The 17,611-nt window shown below is 57.2% G+C and carries 15 protein-coding genes and 1 other annotated feature; of the genes, 11 read left to right on the plus strand and 4 right to left on the minus strand.

The genetic code is table 11. The features are described from left to right. Positions 1 to 126 precede the first annotated feature (126 nt). Entirely contained in the window at positions 127 to 780 is a 654-nt protein-coding gene (gene acrR, locus LRM19_RS00830; RefSeq protein ID WP_271366924.1) for a multidrug efflux transporter transcriptional repressor AcrR, read from the plus strand. A gap of 113 nt (positions 781 to 893) precedes the next feature. Next, a complete protein-coding gene (mscK, locus tag LRM19_RS00835; protein WP_127729800.1) occupies positions 894 to 4,241 on the plus strand; it encodes a mechanosensitive channel MscK in 3,348 nt (1,115 codons plus the stop codon). A gap of 1 nt (position 4,242) precedes the next feature. Here the strand turns inward: mscK and rsmS are convergent, their stop codons facing one another. Further along, positions 4,243 to 4,419: a pleiotropic regulatory protein RsmS gene (rsmS, locus tag LRM19_RS00840; protein WP_127729803.1), complete on the minus strand. Its 177-nt coding sequence runs from the start codon at positions 4,417 to 4,419 to the stop codon at positions 4,243 to 4,245. 14 nt (positions 4,420 to 4,433) lie between these two features. After that, complete coding sequence (gene priC, locus LRM19_RS00845) at positions 4,434 to 4,961, minus strand: primosomal replication protein N'' (protein ID WP_127729805.1); 528 nt, start codon at positions 4,959 to 4,961, stop codon at positions 4,434 to 4,436. Positions 4,962 to 5,011: 50 nt separating this feature from the next. Between priC and LRM19_RS00850 the strand changes: the two genes are divergently transcribed. The 9 genes from LRM19_RS00850 (at position 5,012) to LRM19_RS00890 (ending at position 14,380) form a co-directional block, all read left to right on the plus strand. After that, a complete protein-coding gene (locus LRM19_RS00850) occupies positions 5,012 to 5,389 on the plus strand; it encodes a DUF454 family protein (RefSeq protein ID WP_127729808.1) in 378 nt (125 codons plus the stop codon). Between the two features lie 150 nt (positions 5,390 to 5,539). Beyond that, positions 5,540 to 6,091 carry an adenine phosphoribosyltransferase gene (apt, locus tag LRM19_RS00855; RefSeq protein WP_000127359.1) on the plus strand — a complete coding sequence of 184 codons (552 nt, stop codon included), beginning with the start codon at positions 5,540 to 5,542 and terminating at the stop codon, positions 6,089 to 6,091. A gap of 88 nt (positions 6,092 to 6,179) precedes the next feature. Beyond that, positions 6,180 to 8,108 (plus strand): DNA polymerase III subunit gamma/tau, encoded by a 1,929-nt coding sequence (gene dnaX, locus LRM19_RS00860; protein WP_271366929.1) that lies wholly within the window; start codon positions 6,180 to 6,182, stop codon positions 8,106 to 8,108. After that, positions 7,438 to 7,502, plus strand: a sequence feature (DnaX frameshifting element). Its footprint overlaps the gene before it by 65 nt. Positions 8,109 to 8,163: 55 nt before the next feature. Next, positions 8,164 to 8,496 carry a YbaB/EbfC family nucleoid-associated protein gene (locus tag LRM19_RS00865; protein WP_045286615.1) on the plus strand — a complete coding sequence of 111 codons (333 nt, stop codon included), beginning with the start codon at positions 8,164 to 8,166 and terminating at the stop codon, positions 8,494 to 8,496. After that, complete coding sequence (gene recR / locus LRM19_RS00870) at positions 8,496 to 9,101, plus strand: recombination mediator RecR (RefSeq protein ID WP_008499298.1); 606 nt, start codon at positions 8,496 to 8,498, stop codon at positions 9,099 to 9,101. Before LRM19_RS00865 ends, recR begins: the two co-directional genes overlap by 1 nt. Before the next feature lie 110 nt (positions 9,102 to 9,211). Next, positions 9,212 to 11,086: a molecular chaperone HtpG gene (gene htpG / locus LRM19_RS00875; protein WP_136195275.1), complete on the plus strand. Its 1,875-nt coding sequence runs from the start codon at positions 9,212 to 9,214 to the stop codon at positions 11,084 to 11,086. A 195-nt stretch (positions 11,087 to 11,281) separates the two neighbouring features. Beyond that, positions 11,282 to 11,926, plus strand: coding sequence for an adenylate kinase (adk, locus tag LRM19_RS00880; RefSeq protein WP_006809841.1), 645 nt, complete (start codon positions 11,282 to 11,284; stop codon positions 11,924 to 11,926). 124 nt (positions 11,927 to 12,050) lie between these two features. After that, positions 12,051 to 13,013 (plus strand): ferrochelatase, encoded by a 963-nt coding sequence (hemH, locus tag LRM19_RS00885; RefSeq protein ID WP_023616311.1) that lies wholly within the window; start codon positions 12,051 to 12,053, stop codon positions 13,011 to 13,013. A gap of 62 nt (positions 13,014 to 13,075) precedes the next feature. After that, positions 13,076 to 14,380, plus strand: coding sequence for an inosine/guanosine kinase (locus tag LRM19_RS00890; protein ID WP_045909745.1), 1,305 nt, complete (start codon positions 13,076 to 13,078; stop codon positions 14,378 to 14,380). A 92-nt stretch (positions 14,381 to 14,472) separates the two neighbouring features. Here LRM19_RS00890 and ybaL read toward each other — a convergent pair whose 3' ends face one another. Together ybaL and LRM19_RS00900 are read right to left on the minus strand one after the other, a co-directional pair. After that, positions 14,473 to 16,149 (minus strand): YbaL family putative K(+) efflux transporter, encoded by a 1,677-nt coding sequence (ybaL, locus tag LRM19_RS00895; protein WP_045909744.1) that lies wholly within the window; start codon positions 16,147 to 16,149, stop codon positions 14,473 to 14,475. A 230-nt stretch (positions 16,150 to 16,379) separates the two neighbouring features. Then, on the minus strand, positions 16,380 to 17,588 hold the full coding sequence (locus LRM19_RS00900; protein WP_045887946.1) for an MFS transporter: 1,209 nt from the start codon (positions 17,586 to 17,588) through the stop codon (positions 16,380 to 16,382). Positions 17,589 to 17,611 lie beyond the last annotated feature (23 nt).

The raw sequence follows: 17,611 nt of genomic DNA on the forward strand, positions 1-17,611 counted from the left end.
TGTCCGATTTCAAATTGATCAAGGGTCCTGAGTCTAAAACCCATTGCTGCGTTTATATTATCGTCATGCTATGGTACATACATTCACAAATGTATGTAAATCTGACTCCTGTAAATTCACCCACCTATGGCACGAAAAACTAAACAACAAGCGCTGGAAACCCGACAACACATTCTGGATGTGGCAATACGTTTGTTCTCGCAGCAGGGTGTTTCATCCACCTCGCTGGCGCAGATTGCTCAGGCTGCCGGTGTGACGCGAGGAGCGATTTACTGGCATTTTAAAGATAAGTCAGATCTGTTCTGTGAAATCTGGGAGCTTTCAGAGTCCAGCATTAGCGATCTAGAGAGTGAGTATCGGGCAAAATTCCCTGACGATCCACTCTCAGTATTGAGAGAAATATTAGTATATATCCTTGAAGCAACGGTAGTTGAAGAACGTCGCAGATTAATGATGGAGATTATTTTTCATAAATGCGAGTTCGTGGGCGAGATGGCGGTTGTGCAGCAGGCACAGCGCAGCCTAAGCCTGGAGAGCTATGACCGTATTGAACAGAACCTGAACCTGTGTATGCAGGCAAAACTATTACCGGCCAATCTCTTGACCCGACGGGCGGCAATCCTGATGCGCAGCTACATTTCCGGTCTGATGGAAAACTGGCTTTTCGCGCCGCAATCCTTTGACCTTAAAGAGGAAGCCCGCAGCTACGTGGCGATTTTACTGGAAATGCTACAGCTCTGCCCCACGCTGCGCAGCGACGCGCCTTCGCTAACGGCCTGATCCCTTTCCAGGATTTATCTCAGAGGATAACGTTCGCGCTATTCTGCTTTCGGCGAGCGTGATATTCTTCACGCCGGACTATTTTCGGTCATCTTCTGACATCATTCACAACTATGCTGCCCATCAATCGCTCGCAACATCCTGTTTTTGCATTGCTCTTTGCGATGCTGTTTTTCTTCGCCACGGCGCCGCTGACCTGGGCCCGCGCCGATAACAGCAACGATATTCCCTCGCGCGGCGATGTTCAGTCGCAGCTCGACACGCTGAACAAACAAAAAGATCTCTCCCCGCAGGAGAAACTCATCCAGCAGGATCTGACAGAAACGCTGGAAACGCTGGATAAAATTGAACGCGTAAAAGCAGAAACGGTCCAGCTTCGCCAGAAGGTGGCGCAGGCACCTGAAAACATGCGTAAGGCCACCGAAGCGCTGAATGCCCTCAGCGATGTGGATAACGACGACGAGACGCGCAAGACGCTCTCGACGCTCTCCTTACGTCAGCTCGAGTCCCGCGTGGCTCAACTGCTCGACGACCTGCAAACCGCACAGTCGGATCTCGCAACGTATAACAGCCAGCTTGTCTCTTTGCAGACCCAGCCCGAGCGCGTGCAAAACGCGATGTACGCAGCGTCTCAGCAGCTGCAGCAAATCCGCAACCGCCTCAACGGCACGACGGTAGGCGAAGGCACGCTGCGCCCGACGCAGAATACCCTGCTGCTGGTGCAGCAGACGTTGCTCAATGCGCAAATCGAACAGCAGCGTAAAAGCCTGGAAGGGAATACGGTGCTGCAGGACACCCTGCAGAAACAGCGCGATTACGTCACCGCGAATATTAATCGCCTCGAACACCAGCTTCAGCTGCTGCAGGAAGCGGTCAACAGCAAGCGCCTGACGCTAACGGAAAAAACCGCCCAGGAGGCCGTATCGCCTGACGAAACCGCCCGCATTCAGGCGAATCCGCTGGTGAAACAGGAGCTCGAGGCCAACCACCAGCTTAGCCAGCGCCTGATACTGGCGACGGAAAACGGCAACTCGCTGGTTCAGCAAAATATCAAGGTGAAGAACTGGCTGGATCGCGCCCTGCAGGCTGAACGCAACATCAAAGAGCAGATCGCGGTCCTGAAGGGCAGCCTCCTGCTGTCGCGTATTCTCTACCAGCAGCAGCAGACGCTTCCGTCCGCCGACGAGCTGGAGGACATGACCAACCGCATTGCGGATTTACGTCTGGAACAGTTTGACGTCAACCAGCAGCGCGATGCCCTTTTTCAGAGCGATACCTTTGTCGCCAAAATTGAAGAGGGGCATTCCAGCGACGTGAACCCGGAAGTGCACGACGCGCTGCTCCAGGTCGTGGATATGCGTCGCGAACTGCTGGACCAGCTCAATAAACAGCTGGGTAACCAGCTAATGATGGCCATTAACCTGCAAATCAACCAGCAGCAGCTGGTGAGCGTCTCGAAAAGTCTGCAGGAAATCCTGACCCAGCAGATTTTCTGGGTGAACAGCAACAAGCCGATGGACTGGGACTGGGTCAAATCCTTCCCTGAGACGCTGAAAACGCAGATCAAGAGCATGAAGATCACCGTAAACTGGGAGAAAGCCTGGCCTGCGGTAATGATTGCTTTCCTGGCCGGTTTACCGCTGCTGCTGATTGCCGGCCTGATCCGCTGGCGTCTGGGCTGGCTGAAAAAATACCAGGCGAAGCTGGCCTCCGAAGTAGGGCAGCTGCGCAACGATAGCCAGCTCCATACGCCAAAAGCGATTCTGATCGATCTCATCCGCGCCCTGCCGGTGTGCCTGATTATTCTGGCCGTGGGGCTGATTCTGCTCACCATGCAGCTCAACGTCAGCGACCTGCTGTGGGCGTTCAGTAAAAAACTGGCGCTGTTCTGGCTGGTGTTTGGCGTGTGCTGGAAGGTGCTGGAAAAAGACGGCGTGGCGGTGCGTCATTTCAACATGCCTGCGCAGCTGACCAGCCACTGGCGTCGGCAGATTGTGCGCATCAGCCTGGCGCTCCTGCCGCTGCACTTCTGGTCGGTTGTTTCTGAGCTTTCCCCGCTGCATCTGATGGATGATGTGCTGGGCCAGCTGGTGATCCTGCTGAACCTGCTGCTGATTGCGATCCTGATGTGGCCGATGTGCCGCGACAGCTGGCGTGATAAAGAGTCCCACAATATTCGCCTGGTCACCGTGACGGTGCTGGCGATCATTCCGCTGGCGCTGATGGTGTTGACGGCAACGGGTTACTTCTATACCACGCTGCGCCTGTCCGGGCGCTGGATTGAAACGGTCTATCTGGTGATCGTCTGGAACCTGCTTTATCAGACCGTGCTGCGCGGCCTGAGCGTGGCGGCCCGCCGCATTGCCTATCGCCGCGCCATCGCGCGTCGTCAGCATCAGGTGAAAGAGGGGGCCGAAGGCGCTGAGCCGCAGGAAGAGCCGACCATCGCGCTGGAGCAGGTTAACCAGCAGACGCTGCGCATTACCATGCTGGTGATGATCGCCCTGTTTGCGGTGATGTTCTGGGCTATCTGGTCCGATCTTATTACCGTTTTCGCCTATCTCGACAGTATTACCCTCTGGCAATACAACGGTACCGAAGCGGGCGCTGCGGTCATGAAAAGCGTGACCATGGGCAGCCTGCTGTTTGCACTGGTGTCGTCGGTGGTCGCCTGGGCTCTGATCCGCAACTTGCCAGGCCTGCTTGAAGTGCTGCTCCTGTCACGTCTGAATCTCCGCCAGGGGGCGTCCTACGCCATTACCACGATCCTCAACTACGTGATCATTATTGTTGGGGCGATGACGGTCTTTGGCTCGCTTGGCGTCTCGTGGGATAAACTGCAGTGGCTGGCGGCGGCCCTCTCGGTCGGTCTTGGTTTTGGCCTGCAGGAGATCTTCGGTAACTTCGTGTCCGGCCTGATCATCCTGTTCGAACGTCCGGTACGTATCGGCGATACCGTCACTATCGGCACGTTCTCGGGAACGGTTAGCAAGATCCGTATTCGCGCTACCACCATTACCGACTTCGATCGTAAAGAGGTGATCATCCCGAACAAAGCGTTCGTGACCGAGCGTCTGATCAACTGGTCGCTCTCGGATACGGTAACGCGCGTGGTGATCCGCCTGGGCGTAGCCTATGGATCGGATCTGGATAAGGTGAAAGAGGTGCTGCTGAAGGCGGCGTCTGAGCATCCGAAAGTGATGCACGATCCGGCTCCGGCGGTGTTCTTTACCACCTTTGGGCCGAGTACGCTGGATCACGAGCTGCGTTTATACGTGCGTGAACTGCGCGACCGCAGCTACACGGTGGATGAGCTTAATCGCTCTATCGATCGTCTGTGTCGTGAAAACGATATTAATATCGCCTTCAACCAGCTTGAGGTTCACCTGCGTAACGAGAAAGGTGATGAGCATACGGAAGTGAAGCGCGACATTAAGGGCGACGACCCGACTCCGGCTTAATCTATTTTCCCTCTCCCACAGGGAGAGGGTTAGGGTGAGGGGGAAGTTTCCCCTCAAAATCCCGCCGCACAATCTCCAGCGCTTTAAGCACCGTCCCGGCGGGGATCTGATGATTCTCCAGCAGCATAATCAAATCGACGGCCAGCTTGACCTCATCGGGTGCATTTTCCAGTGACATGGGTGTGGCTCCTGTTAACGGGTCAAACGTTCAATGACGCGCTCAATTTCATCCAGCGCCTGACGGCAGCGGACGATGCGCCCTTCCAGCGCGCTAATCTCGCGCATCAATAGCTGCTGCTCTTCCAGCGTTTCGCTGTGGTTCAGACGCACCTCGCGTTCGCGCTTCATCTCAAACAGCCGGCGCTCAAACTCCTGGTTCTCCAGCCGCTTGCGCTGCCATTTACCGAGCCCCGGCGAGGCGCTGTCCCAGGCGCGCAGCGGCCAGGCGGTAATTTCGCGATGCAGGGCGGTGATCTGCTCAGTGAGATGCTCCGCAAGCCACGCCACCTGCTCCTGCCGTTCACTCTCCACCGCATGGCGAAGCTCGTCGAGGTTCGTCTGCGCTTCAGCAAGATAATCCTGAATGACGGTGCTGCGGGTACGAAAAAGCTGCCGGTCAAAGCGCGGCTTCAGCGTGACGTGCCCCATTAGCGGCGTGGCTTGCTCCCGCAGAGCAATCAGCTGATTTTGCAGCCTCTCAAGAAGCAGTGCTGTTTTCAAGGCGCTCTCCAGTGGTAAAGTAGCCGTTCAGTTTGATAACGATTCGCATTATGCAGCGTACTATTTTAATCATCATTGGCTGGCTCGCGGTAGTGCTTGGCACGCTGGGGGTGTTTTTACCCTTGCTGCCGACCACGCCGTTTATCCTGCTTGCGGCCTGGTGCTTCGCCCGCTCGTCGCCGCGTTTTCACCACTGGCTGCTCTACCGCTCATGGTTTGGCGGCTATCTGCGGCACTGGCAAAAACACCGGGCCATGCCGCCCGGCGCGAAGCCGCGCGCGATCGCAGTGATCCTTATCACCTTCGCTATTTCATTATGGCTGGTGAAAATGATGTGGGTGCGGATCCTGCTGCTGGTCATCCTGATCTGTCTGCTTATCTTTATGTGGCGGATCCCCGTGGTTGATGAAAAGCAACAAAAGCACTGAAGCCTCATCATGGCTGTTGCAATTATCACGCGCAGCCAGTAAATTCGACCGTTTTCGAGCACAGGTGCGCCTGGTCAAAGGTTAAACAATTGTTGCCTTGGCCGACTCGTTGCGCGCTGTGAGTAACACTGTTTCATTTAGGCAAAACCGATGACCGCAACTGCACAGCAGCTTGAATATCTGAAAAACAGCATCAAAAGCATCCAGGACTATCCAAAGCCTGGCATTCTTTTCCGTGATGTCACCAGCTTGCTGGAAGACCCGAAAGCGTACGCGCTCAGCATTGAACTGCTGGTCGAGCGTTATAAAAACGCCGGGATCACCAAAGTAGTAGGTACCGAAGCCCGTGGCTTCCTGTTTGGCGCACCGGTTGCGCTGGCAATGGGCGTGGGTTTTGTGCCGGTGCGTAAGCCGCGCAAGCTGCCGCGTGAAACCATCGCAGAAAGCTACGAGCTGGAGTACGGCACCGATCAGCTTGAGATCCACGTTGACGCGATCAAGCCTGGCGACAAAGTGCTGGTGGTTGACGATCTGCTGGCGACCGGCGGCACCATTGAAGCGACCGTGAAGCTGATCCGCCGTCTGGGTGGCGAAGTGACCGACGCGGCCTTCATCATCAACCTGTTCGATCTCGGCGGTGAACAGCGCCTGGAAAAACAGGGTATTACCAGCTACAGCCTGGTGCCTTTCCCGGGTCACTAATCCCGGTTTTCACAACCTCGCTCAATGGGTGAGGTTGTGATAGCATTCCCCTCCATAAATTCACCTTCCAGCGTTGCAGAGCCTGCCCATGAGTTATCAGGTGTTAGCCCGTAAATGGCGACCACAAACCTTTGCTGACGTTGTCGGTCAGGAACATGTGCTGACGGCCCTGGCGAACGGCTTGTCGCTAGGTCGCATCCATCACGCCTACCTTTTTTCCGGCACCCGCGGCGTCGGTAAGACCTCTATTGCCCGTTTGCTGGCAAAAGGTCTCAACTGCGAAACCGGGATTACCGCCACGCCGTGCGGCGTGTGTGATAACTGCCGGGAGATCGAACAGGGGCGTTTTGTCGATCTGATCGAGATCGACGCCGCTTCGCGCACCAAAGTTGAAGATACCCGCGACCTGCTGGACAACGTCCAGTACGCCCCGGCGCGCGGCCGCTTCAAGGTCTACCTGATCGATGAAGTGCACATGCTGTCGCGCCACAGCTTTAACGCCCTGCTGAAGACGCTGGAAGAGCCGCCCGCGCACGTGAAGTTCCTGCTGGCGACTACCGATCCGCAAAAGCTGCCGGTCACGATTTTATCGCGCTGCCTGCAGTTCCACCTGAAGGCGCTGGACGTTGAGCAGATCCGCGCGCAGCTTGAGCATATTCTTGATGAAGAGAAGATTGTCCACGAACCGCGCGCCCTGCAGCTGCTGGCCCGCGCGGCGGACGGCAGCCTGCGTGATGCGCTCAGCCTGACCGACCAGGCGATTGCCAGCGGTGACGGGAAGCTTTCCACCGAGGCGGTCAGCACCATGCTCGGCACGCTGGATGACGATCAGGCGCTGTCGCTTATCGAAGCGATGATTGCCGCCAACGGCGAACGCGTGATGTCGCTGGTGAATACCGCCGCTGCCCGGGGTATTGAATGGGAAGGACTGCTGGTTGAGATGCTCAGCCTGCTGCACCGCGTGGCGATGCTGCAGCTTTCTCCGTCCGCCATCGGTGCGGATATGGCGGCCATTGAACAGCGGATGCGTGAGCTTGCGCGCACCGTGCCGCCTGCCGACGTGCAGCTGTATTACCAGACGCTGCTGATTGGCCGCAAAGAGTTACCGTTCGCGCCGGACCCCAGGATGGGTGTTGAAATGACGCTGCTGCGCGCGCTGGCGTTTCATCCGCGTATGCCATTGCCGGAGCCGGAAGTGCCGCGGCAGTCTTTCGCGCCGGTCGCCCCTACGGCGGTGATGTCGCCGCAGCAGGTCCCACCGCAGACGACACCGCCGCCGCAGCAAAACGTACCGCTGTCGGATGCCACCAGTTCGGTGCTTGCCGCACGCAGCCAGCTGCAGCGTGCGCAAGGAGTAACCAAACCAAAAAAGAGTGAACCGGCAGCGCCAGGAAGAGCGCGGCCGGTGAACAACGCCGCGCTTGAACGACTGGCCTCGGTAACGGAGCGCGTACAGTCGCGTCCGGCACCGTCCTCGCTCGAGCAGAAAGCCCCGGTGAAAGAAGAGGCTTACCGCTGGAAGGCAACCACCATCACCGAAGCGGTGAAGGAAGAGGTCGCCACGCCGAAAGCGCTGAAAAAGGCGCTGGAGCATGAAAAAACGCCGGAGCTTTCCGCGAAGCTTGCCGAAGAGTCCATCGCGCGCGACGCCTGGGCCGCCGAGGTCAGCAAACTTCAGCTGCCTAAGCTGGTGGAGCAGGTCGCGCTGAACGCCTGGAAAGAGCAGGACGGCAATCAGGTACGTCTGCACCTGCGTCCGGGCCAGCGGCACCTCAATTCCCCTGGCGCGCAAAAGGCGCTGGCCGAGGCGCTCGCCGCATTACAGGGTGCGCCGGTTGAATTGACTATCATTGAAGATGATAATCCGGCAGTGAAAACGCCGCTTGAGTGGCGCCAGGCCATTTATGAAGAGAAGCTCGCGCAGGCGCGCGAGGCGATTATTGCGGATAACAACATTCAGACCCTGCGCCGGTTCTTCGACGCCGATCTGGATGAAGAGAGTATTCGCCCCATTTGATCGTGAGTCTGACTTACGGTTGTAATCCCTTAAACGTGAAAGAAGAGAGAAGCCTATGTTTGGTGGAAAAGGCGGTCTGGGTGGCCTGATGAAGCAGGCTCAGCAGATGCAGGAAAAAATGCAGAAGATGCAGGAAGAGATCGCTCAGCTGGAAGTCACGGGTGAGTCCGGAGCCGGTCTGGTCAAGGTGACCATCAACGGTGCGCACAACTGCCGTCGCGTGGAAATCGCCCCGAGCCTGCTCGAAGACGACAAAGAGATGCTGGAAGATCTGGTTGCAGCCGCGTTTAACGATGCCGCTCGCCGTATCGACGAAACCCAGAAAGAGAAAATGGCCTCCGTGTCCAGCGGCATGCAGCTGCCGCCTGGCTTCAAGATGCCATTCTGATGCAAACCAGTCCGCTGCTCACGCAGTTAATGGAAGCACTGCGCTGCCTGCCGGGCGTTGGCCCGAAGTCGGCGCAGCGCATGGCGTTTACGCTATTGCAGCGCGACCGCAGCGGCGGGATGCGCCTGGCGCAGGCTTTAACCCGCGCCATGTCAGAAATTGGTCACTGTGCGGATTGCCGTACCTTTACCGAGCAGGACGTGTGTAACATCTGCACGAACCCGCGTCGTCAGGAAAACGGCCAGATTTGCGTGGTGGAGAGTCCGGCGGACATCTACGCCATCGAACAAACCGGGCAGTTTTCCGGGCGCTATTTCGTGCTGATGGGGCATCTCTCCCCGCTGGACGGTATTGGCCCGGACGATATCGGTCTTGACCGCCTTGAACAGCGTCTTGAGTCCGAAACGATCAAAGAGGTGATCCTCGCCACTAACCCCACGGTGGAAGGGGAGGCAACCGCCAACTACATCGCCGAGCTGTGCTCGCAGTATGGCGTTGACGCCAGCCGCATCGCCCACGGCGTGCCGGTCGGCGGCGAGCTGGAGATGGTGGACGGCACCACGCTGTCACACTCTCTGGCCGGACGTCACAAGATTATTTTCTGACCAAACGGAGGCTGCGCGCGCGGCCTCCGCTTGAAAATTTCCCCCCGTATCCCCATCTCTCACTCAACGTTTTAAAACCCCATTAAATGGCATTGTTGAGGTCGACATAGATGAAAGGACAAGAAACCCGTGGTTTCCAGTCAGAAGTAAAACAGCTTCTGCATCTGATGATCCATTCCCTGTATTCCAACAAAGAAATTTTCCTGCGTGAGCTGATTTCCAACGCCTCGGATGCGGCGGACAAGCTGCGCTTCCGCGCGCTGTCTAACCCGGATCTGTACGAAGGCGACGGCGAGCTGCGCGTGCGCGTCTCGTTCAATAAAGAGAACCGCACCCTGACCATCGCCGATAACGGCATCGGGATGAACCGCGACGAGGTGATCGACCACCTCGGGACCATCGCGAAATCCGGCACTAAGGCGTTCCTGGAGTCCATGGGCTCAGACCAGGCGAAAGATAGCCAGCTGATCGGCCAGTTCGGCGTCGGTTTCTACTCGGCGTTCATCGTGGCGGATAAAGTCACCGTGCGCACCCGCGCGGCGGGCGACAGCGCTGAAAACGGCGTGCTGTGGGAATCCAAAGGGGAAGGCGAATACACCGTTGATGACATCACTAAAGCGGACCGCGGTACCGAAATCACCCTGCACCTGCGTGAAGGGGAAGATGATTTCCTGAACGACTGGCGCGTGCGCTCCATCATCAGCAAATATTCCGACCATATCGCCCTGCCGGTTGAGATTGAAAAACAGGAAGAGAAAGACGGTGAAACCATCGTTTCCTGGGAGAAAATCAATAAGGCGCAGGCGCTGTGGACGCGCAACAAGGCTGAAATTAAGGACGACGAGTACAACGAATTCTACAAGCACATCGCCCACGATTTTACCGACCCGCTGACCTGGAGCCACAACCGTGTGGAAGGCAAGCAGGAGTACACCAGCCTGCTGTACATCCCGGCACAGGCGCCGTGGGACATGTGGAACCGCGATCACAAGCACGGCCTGAAGCTGTACGTGCAGCGCGTCTTCATCATGGACGATGCCGAGCAGTTCATGCCGAACTACCTGCGCTTCGTGCGTGGTCTGATAGATTCCAACGACCTGCCGCTGAACGTCTCCCGTGAAATTCTGCAGGACAGCGCCGTCACCCGTAACCTGCGCAACGCCCTGACCAAACGTGCGCTGCAGATGCTGGAAAAACTGGCGAAAGACGATGCGGAAAAATATCAGACCTTCTGGAAACAGTTCGGTCTGGTGCTGAAAGAAGGCCCGGCTGAAGACATGGCGAACGTTGAAACCATCGCCAAACTGCTGCGCTTCGCCTCTACGCACACCGACTCCTCCGCCCAGACCGTGTCGCTGGAAGAGTACGTCTCCCGCATGAAAGAAGGGCAGGAGAAGATCTACTACATCACCGCCGACAGCTACGCCGCGGCGAAGAGCAGCCCGCACCTGGAGCTGCTGCGTAAGAAAGGCATCGAAGTGCTGCTGCTTTCTGACCGCATCGACGAGTGGATGATGAACTACCTGACCGAGTTCGACGGTAAGGCGTTCCAGTCCGTTGCCAAAGCCGATGAGTCCATCGACAAGCTGGCAGATGAAGTGGATGAAAATGCGAAAGAAGCCGAGAAGGCGCTGGAGCCGTTCGTTGAGCGCGTGAAAACCCTGCTGGGCGACCGCGTGAAAGAGGTGCGTTTCACTCACCGTCTGACCGACACCCCGGCCATCGTCACGACCGATGCCGACGAAATGAGCACCCAGATGGCGAAGCTGTTCGCGGCGGCGGGCCAGGCGGTACCGGAAGTGAAATATATCTTTGAGCTTAATCCGGATCATCCGCTGGTGAAACGCGCGGCGGATACCCAGGACGACGCCCGCTTTGCCGAGTGGGTTGAACTGCTGCTGGATCAGTCCCTGCTGGCCGAACGCGGCACGCTGGAAGATCCTAACCTCTTCATTAAACGTGTGAATGCGCTGCTGCTGGCGTAATTGACCACGCCTCCCCTGGTCTTCTCCCTCTCCCTGTGGGAGAGGGCCGGGGTGAGGGGATCAGACCGCACAACTCCAAATAATCACCCCTCATTAACCGTTTCAGCCTTCCCGCCTTCCTTGAGCGATGCCCGTTCTGGTGGTATTGTTTAGCGCTTTTGAAAAATTGAAACGACTTTTGAGGGGATTTTCGCAATGCGTATTATTCTGCTTGGCGCTCCGGGCGCGGGTAAAGGAACTCAGGCTCAGTTCATCATGGAGAAATACGGTATTCCGCAAATCTCCACCGGTGATATGCTGCGCGCCGCTGTTAAATCTGGCTCCGAGCTGGGTAAACAGGCGAAAGACATCATGGACGCAGGCAAGCTGGTGACCGACGAGCTGGTGATTGCTCTGGTTAAAGAGCGCATTGCTCAGGAAGACTGCCGTAACGGCTTCCTGCTGGACGGCTTCCCACGCACCATTCCTCAGGCTGACGCCATGAAAGAAGCGGGCATCAACGTGGACTACGTTCTGGAGTTCGACGTACCGGACGAGCTGATCGTTGACCGCATCGTTGGCCGTCGCGTACACGCTGCTTCTGGCCGTGTTTACCACATCAAATTCAACCCGCCTAAGGTTGAAGGCAAAGACGACGTGACCGGCGAAGAGCTGACCACCCGTAAAGACGATCAGGAAGAGACCGTGCGTAAACGCCTGGTGGAATACCATCAGATGACCGCGCCGCTGATCGGCTACTACACCAAAGAAGCGCAGGCGGGTAACACCAAATACGCCAAAGTTGACGGCACCAAAGCCGTGGCTGACGTACGTGCAGAGCTGGAAAAAATCCTCGGCTAATCGCGCGCCTCTCACCCGGGCTCCCGGGTGAGAAATATTCTCATCTTACCTATTACAGCAATGGGTTTCGTTTAAACGCATTTCCGCTACAATTGACAACCTATCAAATGGTTAAGAGGCGTGAATGAGTCAGGCGAAAACCGGCATCCTGCTTGCCAATCTGGGCACTCCAGAAGCACCTACATCAGACGCGGTAAAACGCTACCTGCGACAATTTTTAAGCGACACGCGCGTCGTGGATTTCCCGCGACTGCTGTGGTGGCCGCTGCTGCGTGGCGTCATTCTGCCGATTCGTTCCCCGCGCGTCGCCAAACTTTATCAGTCCGTCTGGATGGAAGAGGGCTCGCCGCTGATGGTCTACAGCCGTCGTCAGGAAAAAGCGCTGGCCGCCCGCCTGCCGGAGATGCCTGTCGCGCTCGGCATGAGCTACGGCAAACCCTCTCTGGAAAGCGCGGTGGAATCACTGCTGGCGCAGGGCGTGGACCATATCGTCGTGCTGGCGCTCTACCCGCAGTACTCCTGCTCGACCGTGGCCGCCGTCTGGGACGAGCTGGCCCGCATACTGGCGACCCGCCGCCGCATTCCGGGCGTGACCTTTATTCGCGACTACGCGGATAACGAGCTCTACATCAAGGCGCTTGCTAACAGCGCGCGCGCGTCGTTTGAAAAGCACGGTGAGCCGGATCTGCTGCTGCTCTCCTATCACGGGATCCCGCAGCGCTTCGCCAATGAAGGGGATGATTACCCGCAGCGCTGCCGCGATACCACCCGCGAGCTGGTCTCCGCCCTTGGCCTGCCGCCGGAGAAGGTGATGATGACCTTCCAGTCGCGCTTCGGCCGCGAGCCGTGGCTGACGCCATACACCGATGAAACCCTCAAAATGCTCGGCGAGAAGGGCGTGAAGCATATTCAGGTGATGTCGCCGGGCTTCTCGGCAGACTGTCTGGAAACGCTGGAGGAGATCGCGGTGCAAAACCGGGAATTTTTCCTGGAGGCTGGCGGCGAAAAGTACGAGTACATTCCGGCGCTTAACGACTCGCCTGAGCATATTGACATGATGGTCTCGCTGGTAACGAACGGTCGCTAATCGCACTTCGGGCCGGGTTTGTGCTACCATTCCCGGCCCATATTCTTCGTACAGTTCAGACCATGAAATTTCCCGGTAAACGCAAATCCAAACACTACTTCCCCGTCGATGCCCGCGATCCGCTCCTGCAGCAAATCCAGCCAGAAAATGAAACCAGCGCGGCCTGGGTCGTCGGTATCGACCAGACGCTGGTGGACATTGAAGCGAAAGTGGATGATGCGTTTGTCGCCCGTTATGGTCTGAGTGCCGGCCACTCGCTGGTCATTGAAGACGACGTTGCCGAAGCGTTGTATCAGGAGCTGGTGCGCGAAAACCTGATTACCCACCAGTTCGCCGGCGGTACCATCGGCAATACCATGCACAACTACTCCGTGCTGGCAGACGACCGTTCGGTGCTGCTCGGCGTGATGTGCAGCAACATTGAAATCGGCGGCTATGCCTACCGCTATCTCTGCAACACCTCCAGCCGCACCGATTTGAACTACCTGCAGGGCGTCGACGGCCCGATTGGCCGCTGCTTTACCCTGATCGGTGAATCCGGCGAGCGCACCTTCGCCATCAGCCCGGGTCATATGAACAAGCTGCGCGCCGAGAGTATTCCGGAAGAGGTGATTGCGGGTGCCTCGGCGCTGGTGCTGACTTCCTATCTGGTGCGCTGTAAGCCGGGCGAGCCGATGCCGGAAGCGACCATGAAGGCGATTGAGTACGCGAAGAAGTACGACGTGCCCGTCGTTCTTACACTGGGTACTAAATTCGTTATCGCCGATAATCCTGAATGGTGGCAGGCGTTCCTGAAAGAGCACGTCTCGATTCTGGCGATGAACGAAGAAGAGGCCGAAGCGCTGACCGGCGAAAGCGATCCGCTGCTGGCGTCTGACAAAGCGCTGGACTGGGTGGATCTGGTGCTCTGCACCGCGGGCCCGGTTGGGCTGTATATGGCAGGCTTCACGGAAGAAGAGAGCAAACGCAAAACCCAGCACCCGCTGCTGCCCGGCGCGATTGCCGAGTTTAACCAGTACGAGTTCAGCCGCGGCATGCGTTATAAAGATTGCATTAACCCGCTGCGCATCTACTCGCACATCGCCCCTTACATGGGCGGACCGGAGAAGATCATGAACACCAACGGTGCGGGCGACGGCGCGCTGGCCGCGCTGCTGCACGACATTACCGCCAATGCCTACCACAAAACCAACGTGCCAAATTCCAGCAAGCATAAGTTCAGCTGGCTGACCTATTCGTCGCTGGCGCAGGTATGCAAGTACGCCAACCGCGTAAGCTATCAGGTGCTGAACCAGCACTCACCGCGCTTAACGCGTGGCCTGCCTGAACGGGAAGACAGCCTCGAAGAGGCGTATTGGGACAGGTAAAATCAAAACGGCAACCCAGGTTGCCGTTTTTAGTGTTTATTCCCTCTCCCTGTGGGAGAGGGCAAGGGTGAGGGGACCAGATCGCACCAAACTTACCCCGTCACCGCCTCTTCAACCGGTGGTTTCTCCAGCAGCGTCAGCATGGTGTTAGCAATCTCGCGCTCGCCCATCACCACTTTATCTGCACCGCGCTCGGTAATGTACTCCACCTCGTCGTCATAGTGCGCCCGGGCGATAATCTCAATCGTTGGGCACTTCGCGCGCGCGGAGGCCACAATCTCACCCGCTTCATAGCCGTTGGGTATGGTCAGCAGCAGCCAGCGGGCGCAGTCCAGATGCGCCAGATTCATGATCTCTTCGTTCGCCGCGTTGCCCAGTACCGCACGAATACCGCGCTCGCGAAGCTCGTCGACGCGGGTGCGTGAGGTTTCAATCACCACCAGCGGAATGCCCTGCGCCATCAGCTTCTCGCCGAGCAGGCTGCCCACGCGGCCAAAGCCGACCAGCAGGGCATGATTGCAAATATCAACCGGGATCTGCTTCTCTTCTTCGATGGCTTCTTCAAGCGTCTGCTCTTCCAGCGTTTCGGTTTTATCGAGGTATTTTTCCAGCAGGGCAAACAGCACCGGGTTCAGCATAATCGACAGGATCGCCCCCGCCAGCACCAGGTTTTGTCCCGCCTGCGGCAGCAGGTTCAGGGCCATGCCCAGACCGGCCAGAATAAAGGCGAACTCACCGATCTGCGCCAGGCTGGCGGCAATGGTCAGCGCCGTCCGCGGGGAGTGGCCAAACATCCGCACCAGGAAGAAGGCGGCAAGCGACTTACCAAAAATAATGATCGCCAGCGTGCCCAGCACGGCCAGCGGCTGCTGGATCAGCACCAGCGGATCGAACAGCATCCCGACGGAGACGAAGAACAGCACGGCAAACGCATCGCGCAGCGGCAGCGTGTCGTGCGCCGCACGGTGGCTCAGCTCTGACTCGTTTAATACCATCCCGGCGAAGAACGCACCCAGGGCAAAGGAGACATCAAACAGCTCAACGGCACCAAAGGCGATACCCAGCGCCAGCGCCAGCACGGAGAGGGTGAACAGCTCGCGGGAGCCGGTCGCCGCGCTGCGGGACATGATCCACGGTACCAGACGGCGGCCCACTAGCATCATGATGGCGATAAACGCCACCACTTTACCGATGGTGATGCTCATATCCAGCGCCAGCGAGGCGAAGCCGACGTTGTCTTTTTCCATCATCCCGGCGACGGCGGGCAGCAGCACCAGCGTCAGAACCATGACCAGATCTTCAACAATCAGCCAGCCAATCGCGATCTGCCCGCGCTGGCTGTCAATCAGTTGTCTCTCCTCAAGCGCGCGCAGCAGCACCACGGTACTGGCGGTTGAGAGACACAGCCCAAATACGATGCCGGTCATCAACGACCAGCCCAGCACGGCCGAAAGCGCCATCCCAAGCAGCGTCGCCACCCCTATCTGGGCGATCGCTCCCGGTATGGCAATCGACTTTACCGCCATCAAATCCTTCAGGGAAAAATGCAGACCGACGCCAAACATCAGCAGAATCACGCCCAATTCCGCCAGCTCAGGGGCCAGTTTGGTATCCGCAACAAAACCTGGGGTAAACGGTCCCGCCAGCACACCTGCCAGCAGATAACCGACAAGAGGAGAAATACGCAGTTTATTGGCAATCATGCCGAGGATAAAAGCGAGCACAAGTCCACCAACAATGGTGGTGATAAGCGGTGTGGCGTGGTGCATTCCGTCTCCTTTCGTTGTGGGTGTTCCTTTTTGGTGAAAAACCAAAAAACCGAGTAATAGTTTATGACAATTTTTACCCTTATGTTTATGAATAATTGTTGAAGTTTGAATAAAACAGCAATATGCACGTAAAAAAGCGCATTTTGATAAATTCAGCGAGTGGAGAAAGAAGAAACCCTTATGGCATCAGGGTGTCAGGCAGCCAAAGTCAAACTTTGGCTGCCCGTAATTTACGCTTTGTGGCGGTTATCAGGCAGGAATATGGTCAACATCCCAAGAAGTGGCAGGAAAGCGCAGATTTTATAAACCAGGAAGATGCTGGTGTGATCCGCAACCATCCCTAACACCGCTGCACCCAGCCCGCCCATGCCGAAGGCAAAACCGAAAAAGAGTCCGGAAACCATACCGATACGGCCAGGCAGCAGCTCCTGGGCATAAACCAGAATGGCGGAAAACGCGGAGGCGAGGATAAAACCAATAATCACGGTTAAAATGCCCGTCCATTCAAGGCTGGCGTACGGCAAAATGAGGGTAAAGGGCGCCACGCCGAGGATAGAGCCCCAAATGACATATTTCCGCCCGATCTTATCACCCACGGGCCCGCCAATGACCGTACCGGCGGCGACGGCGAACAGGAAGGCAAACAGGTGGATCTGCGCGTTTTGTACCGATAATCCGAATTTTTGCATCAGATAAAAGGTGTAATAGCTGCTGATGCTCGCCATATAGAAGTATTTCGAGAAAATCAGCACCAGCAGGACGGAAACCGCCAGGATAACCTTATTGCGCGGCAGGGGATTGATAACCTTCGCTTTAGGTTTTCCTTTATTCACGCGATGCTGAGCGGCATACCAGCGGCTAATCTGCGCCAGCACGATAATCGCCAGCAGCGCGGCCAGAACAAACCACGCCACGTTGCCTTTACCATACGGCGCGATGATCACCGCCGCCAGCAATGGGCCGAGAGAGCTACCAAAGTTACCGCCAACCTGGAAGAGCGACTGCGCCAGGCCGTGACGACCGCCGGACGCCATGCGCGCCACGCGGGAAGACTCCGGATGGAACACGGACGAGCCGGTACCCACCAGCGCGGCGGCGATCAGCACGGCTTCAAAACTCCCGGCCATGGCCAGCAGCACCAGGCCGCTTAGGGTAAAGCACATGCCTATGGGCAGCGACCACGGCATAGGATATTTATCCGTCCAGTAGCCCACCACCGGCTGCAGCAGCGAGGAAGCCAGCTGGAAGGTCAGGGTGATCATCCCGATCTGCACGAAGGTTAACGAAAATTCGGACTGCAGCAGCGGGTAAATTGCCAGAATCAACGACTGGATCATGTCGTTGAGCAGGTGCGAGAGACTGATTGCGCCTAAGACTTTAAAGGAGGTGCGCGACGCCGGCGCGCCCGGAACGGGCTGAGTTGATTCACTGATTGCCATAGAGAGAAGTACCACGTCTTTAG

The sequence above is a fragment of the Enterobacter sp. PI-10 genome (assembly GCF_027947695.1).
GTDB classification, from domain to species: Bacteria; Pseudomonadota; Gammaproteobacteria; order Enterobacterales; family Enterobacteriaceae; genus Enterobacter; species Enterobacter vonholyi.

Excerpts from the sequence above, each read along its gene's own strand:
- acrR (WP_271366924.1), top strand. The coding sequence starts at position 127 with ATGGCACGAAAAACTAAACAACAAGCGCTGGAAACCCGACAACACATT.
- mscK (WP_127729800.1), top strand. The coding sequence starts at position 894 with ATGCTGCCCATCAATCGCTCGCAACATCCTGTTTTTGCATTGCTCTTT.
- rsmS (WP_127729803.1), bottom strand. The coding sequence starts at position 4,419 with ATGTCACTGGAAAATGCACCCGATGAGGTCAAGCTGGCCGTCGATTTG.
- LRM19_RS00850 (WP_127729808.1), top strand. The coding sequence starts at position 5,012 with ATGCAGCGTACTATTTTAATCATCATTGGCTGGCTCGCGGTAGTGCTT.
- apt (WP_000127359.1), top strand. The coding sequence starts at position 5,540 with ATGACCGCAACTGCACAGCAGCTTGAATATCTGAAAAACAGCATCAAA.
- dnaX (WP_271366929.1), top strand. The coding sequence starts at position 6,180 with ATGAGTTATCAGGTGTTAGCCCGTAAATGGCGACCACAAACCTTTGCT.
- LRM19_RS00865 (WP_045286615.1), top strand. The coding sequence starts at position 8,164 with ATGTTTGGTGGAAAAGGCGGTCTGGGTGGCCTGATGAAGCAGGCTCAG.
- recR (WP_008499298.1), top strand. The coding sequence starts at position 8,496 with ATGCAAACCAGTCCGCTGCTCACGCAGTTAATGGAAGCACTGCGCTGC.
- htpG (WP_136195275.1), top strand. The coding sequence starts at position 9,212 with ATGAAAGGACAAGAAACCCGTGGTTTCCAGTCAGAAGTAAAACAGCTT.
- adk (WP_006809841.1), top strand. The coding sequence starts at position 11,282 with ATGCGTATTATTCTGCTTGGCGCTCCGGGCGCGGGTAAAGGAACTCAG.
- hemH (WP_023616311.1), top strand. The coding sequence starts at position 12,051 with ATGAGTCAGGCGAAAACCGGCATCCTGCTTGCCAATCTGGGCACTCCA.
- LRM19_RS00890 (WP_045909745.1), top strand. The coding sequence starts at position 13,076 with ATGAAATTTCCCGGTAAACGCAAATCCAAACACTACTTCCCCGTCGAT.
- ybaL (WP_045909744.1), bottom strand. The coding sequence starts at position 16,149 with ATGCACCACGCCACACCGCTTATCACCACCATTGTTGGTGGACTTGTG.
- LRM19_RS00900 (WP_045887946.1), bottom strand. The coding sequence starts at position 17,588 with ATGGCAATCAGTGAATCAACTCAGCCCGTTCCGGGCGCGCCGGCGTCG.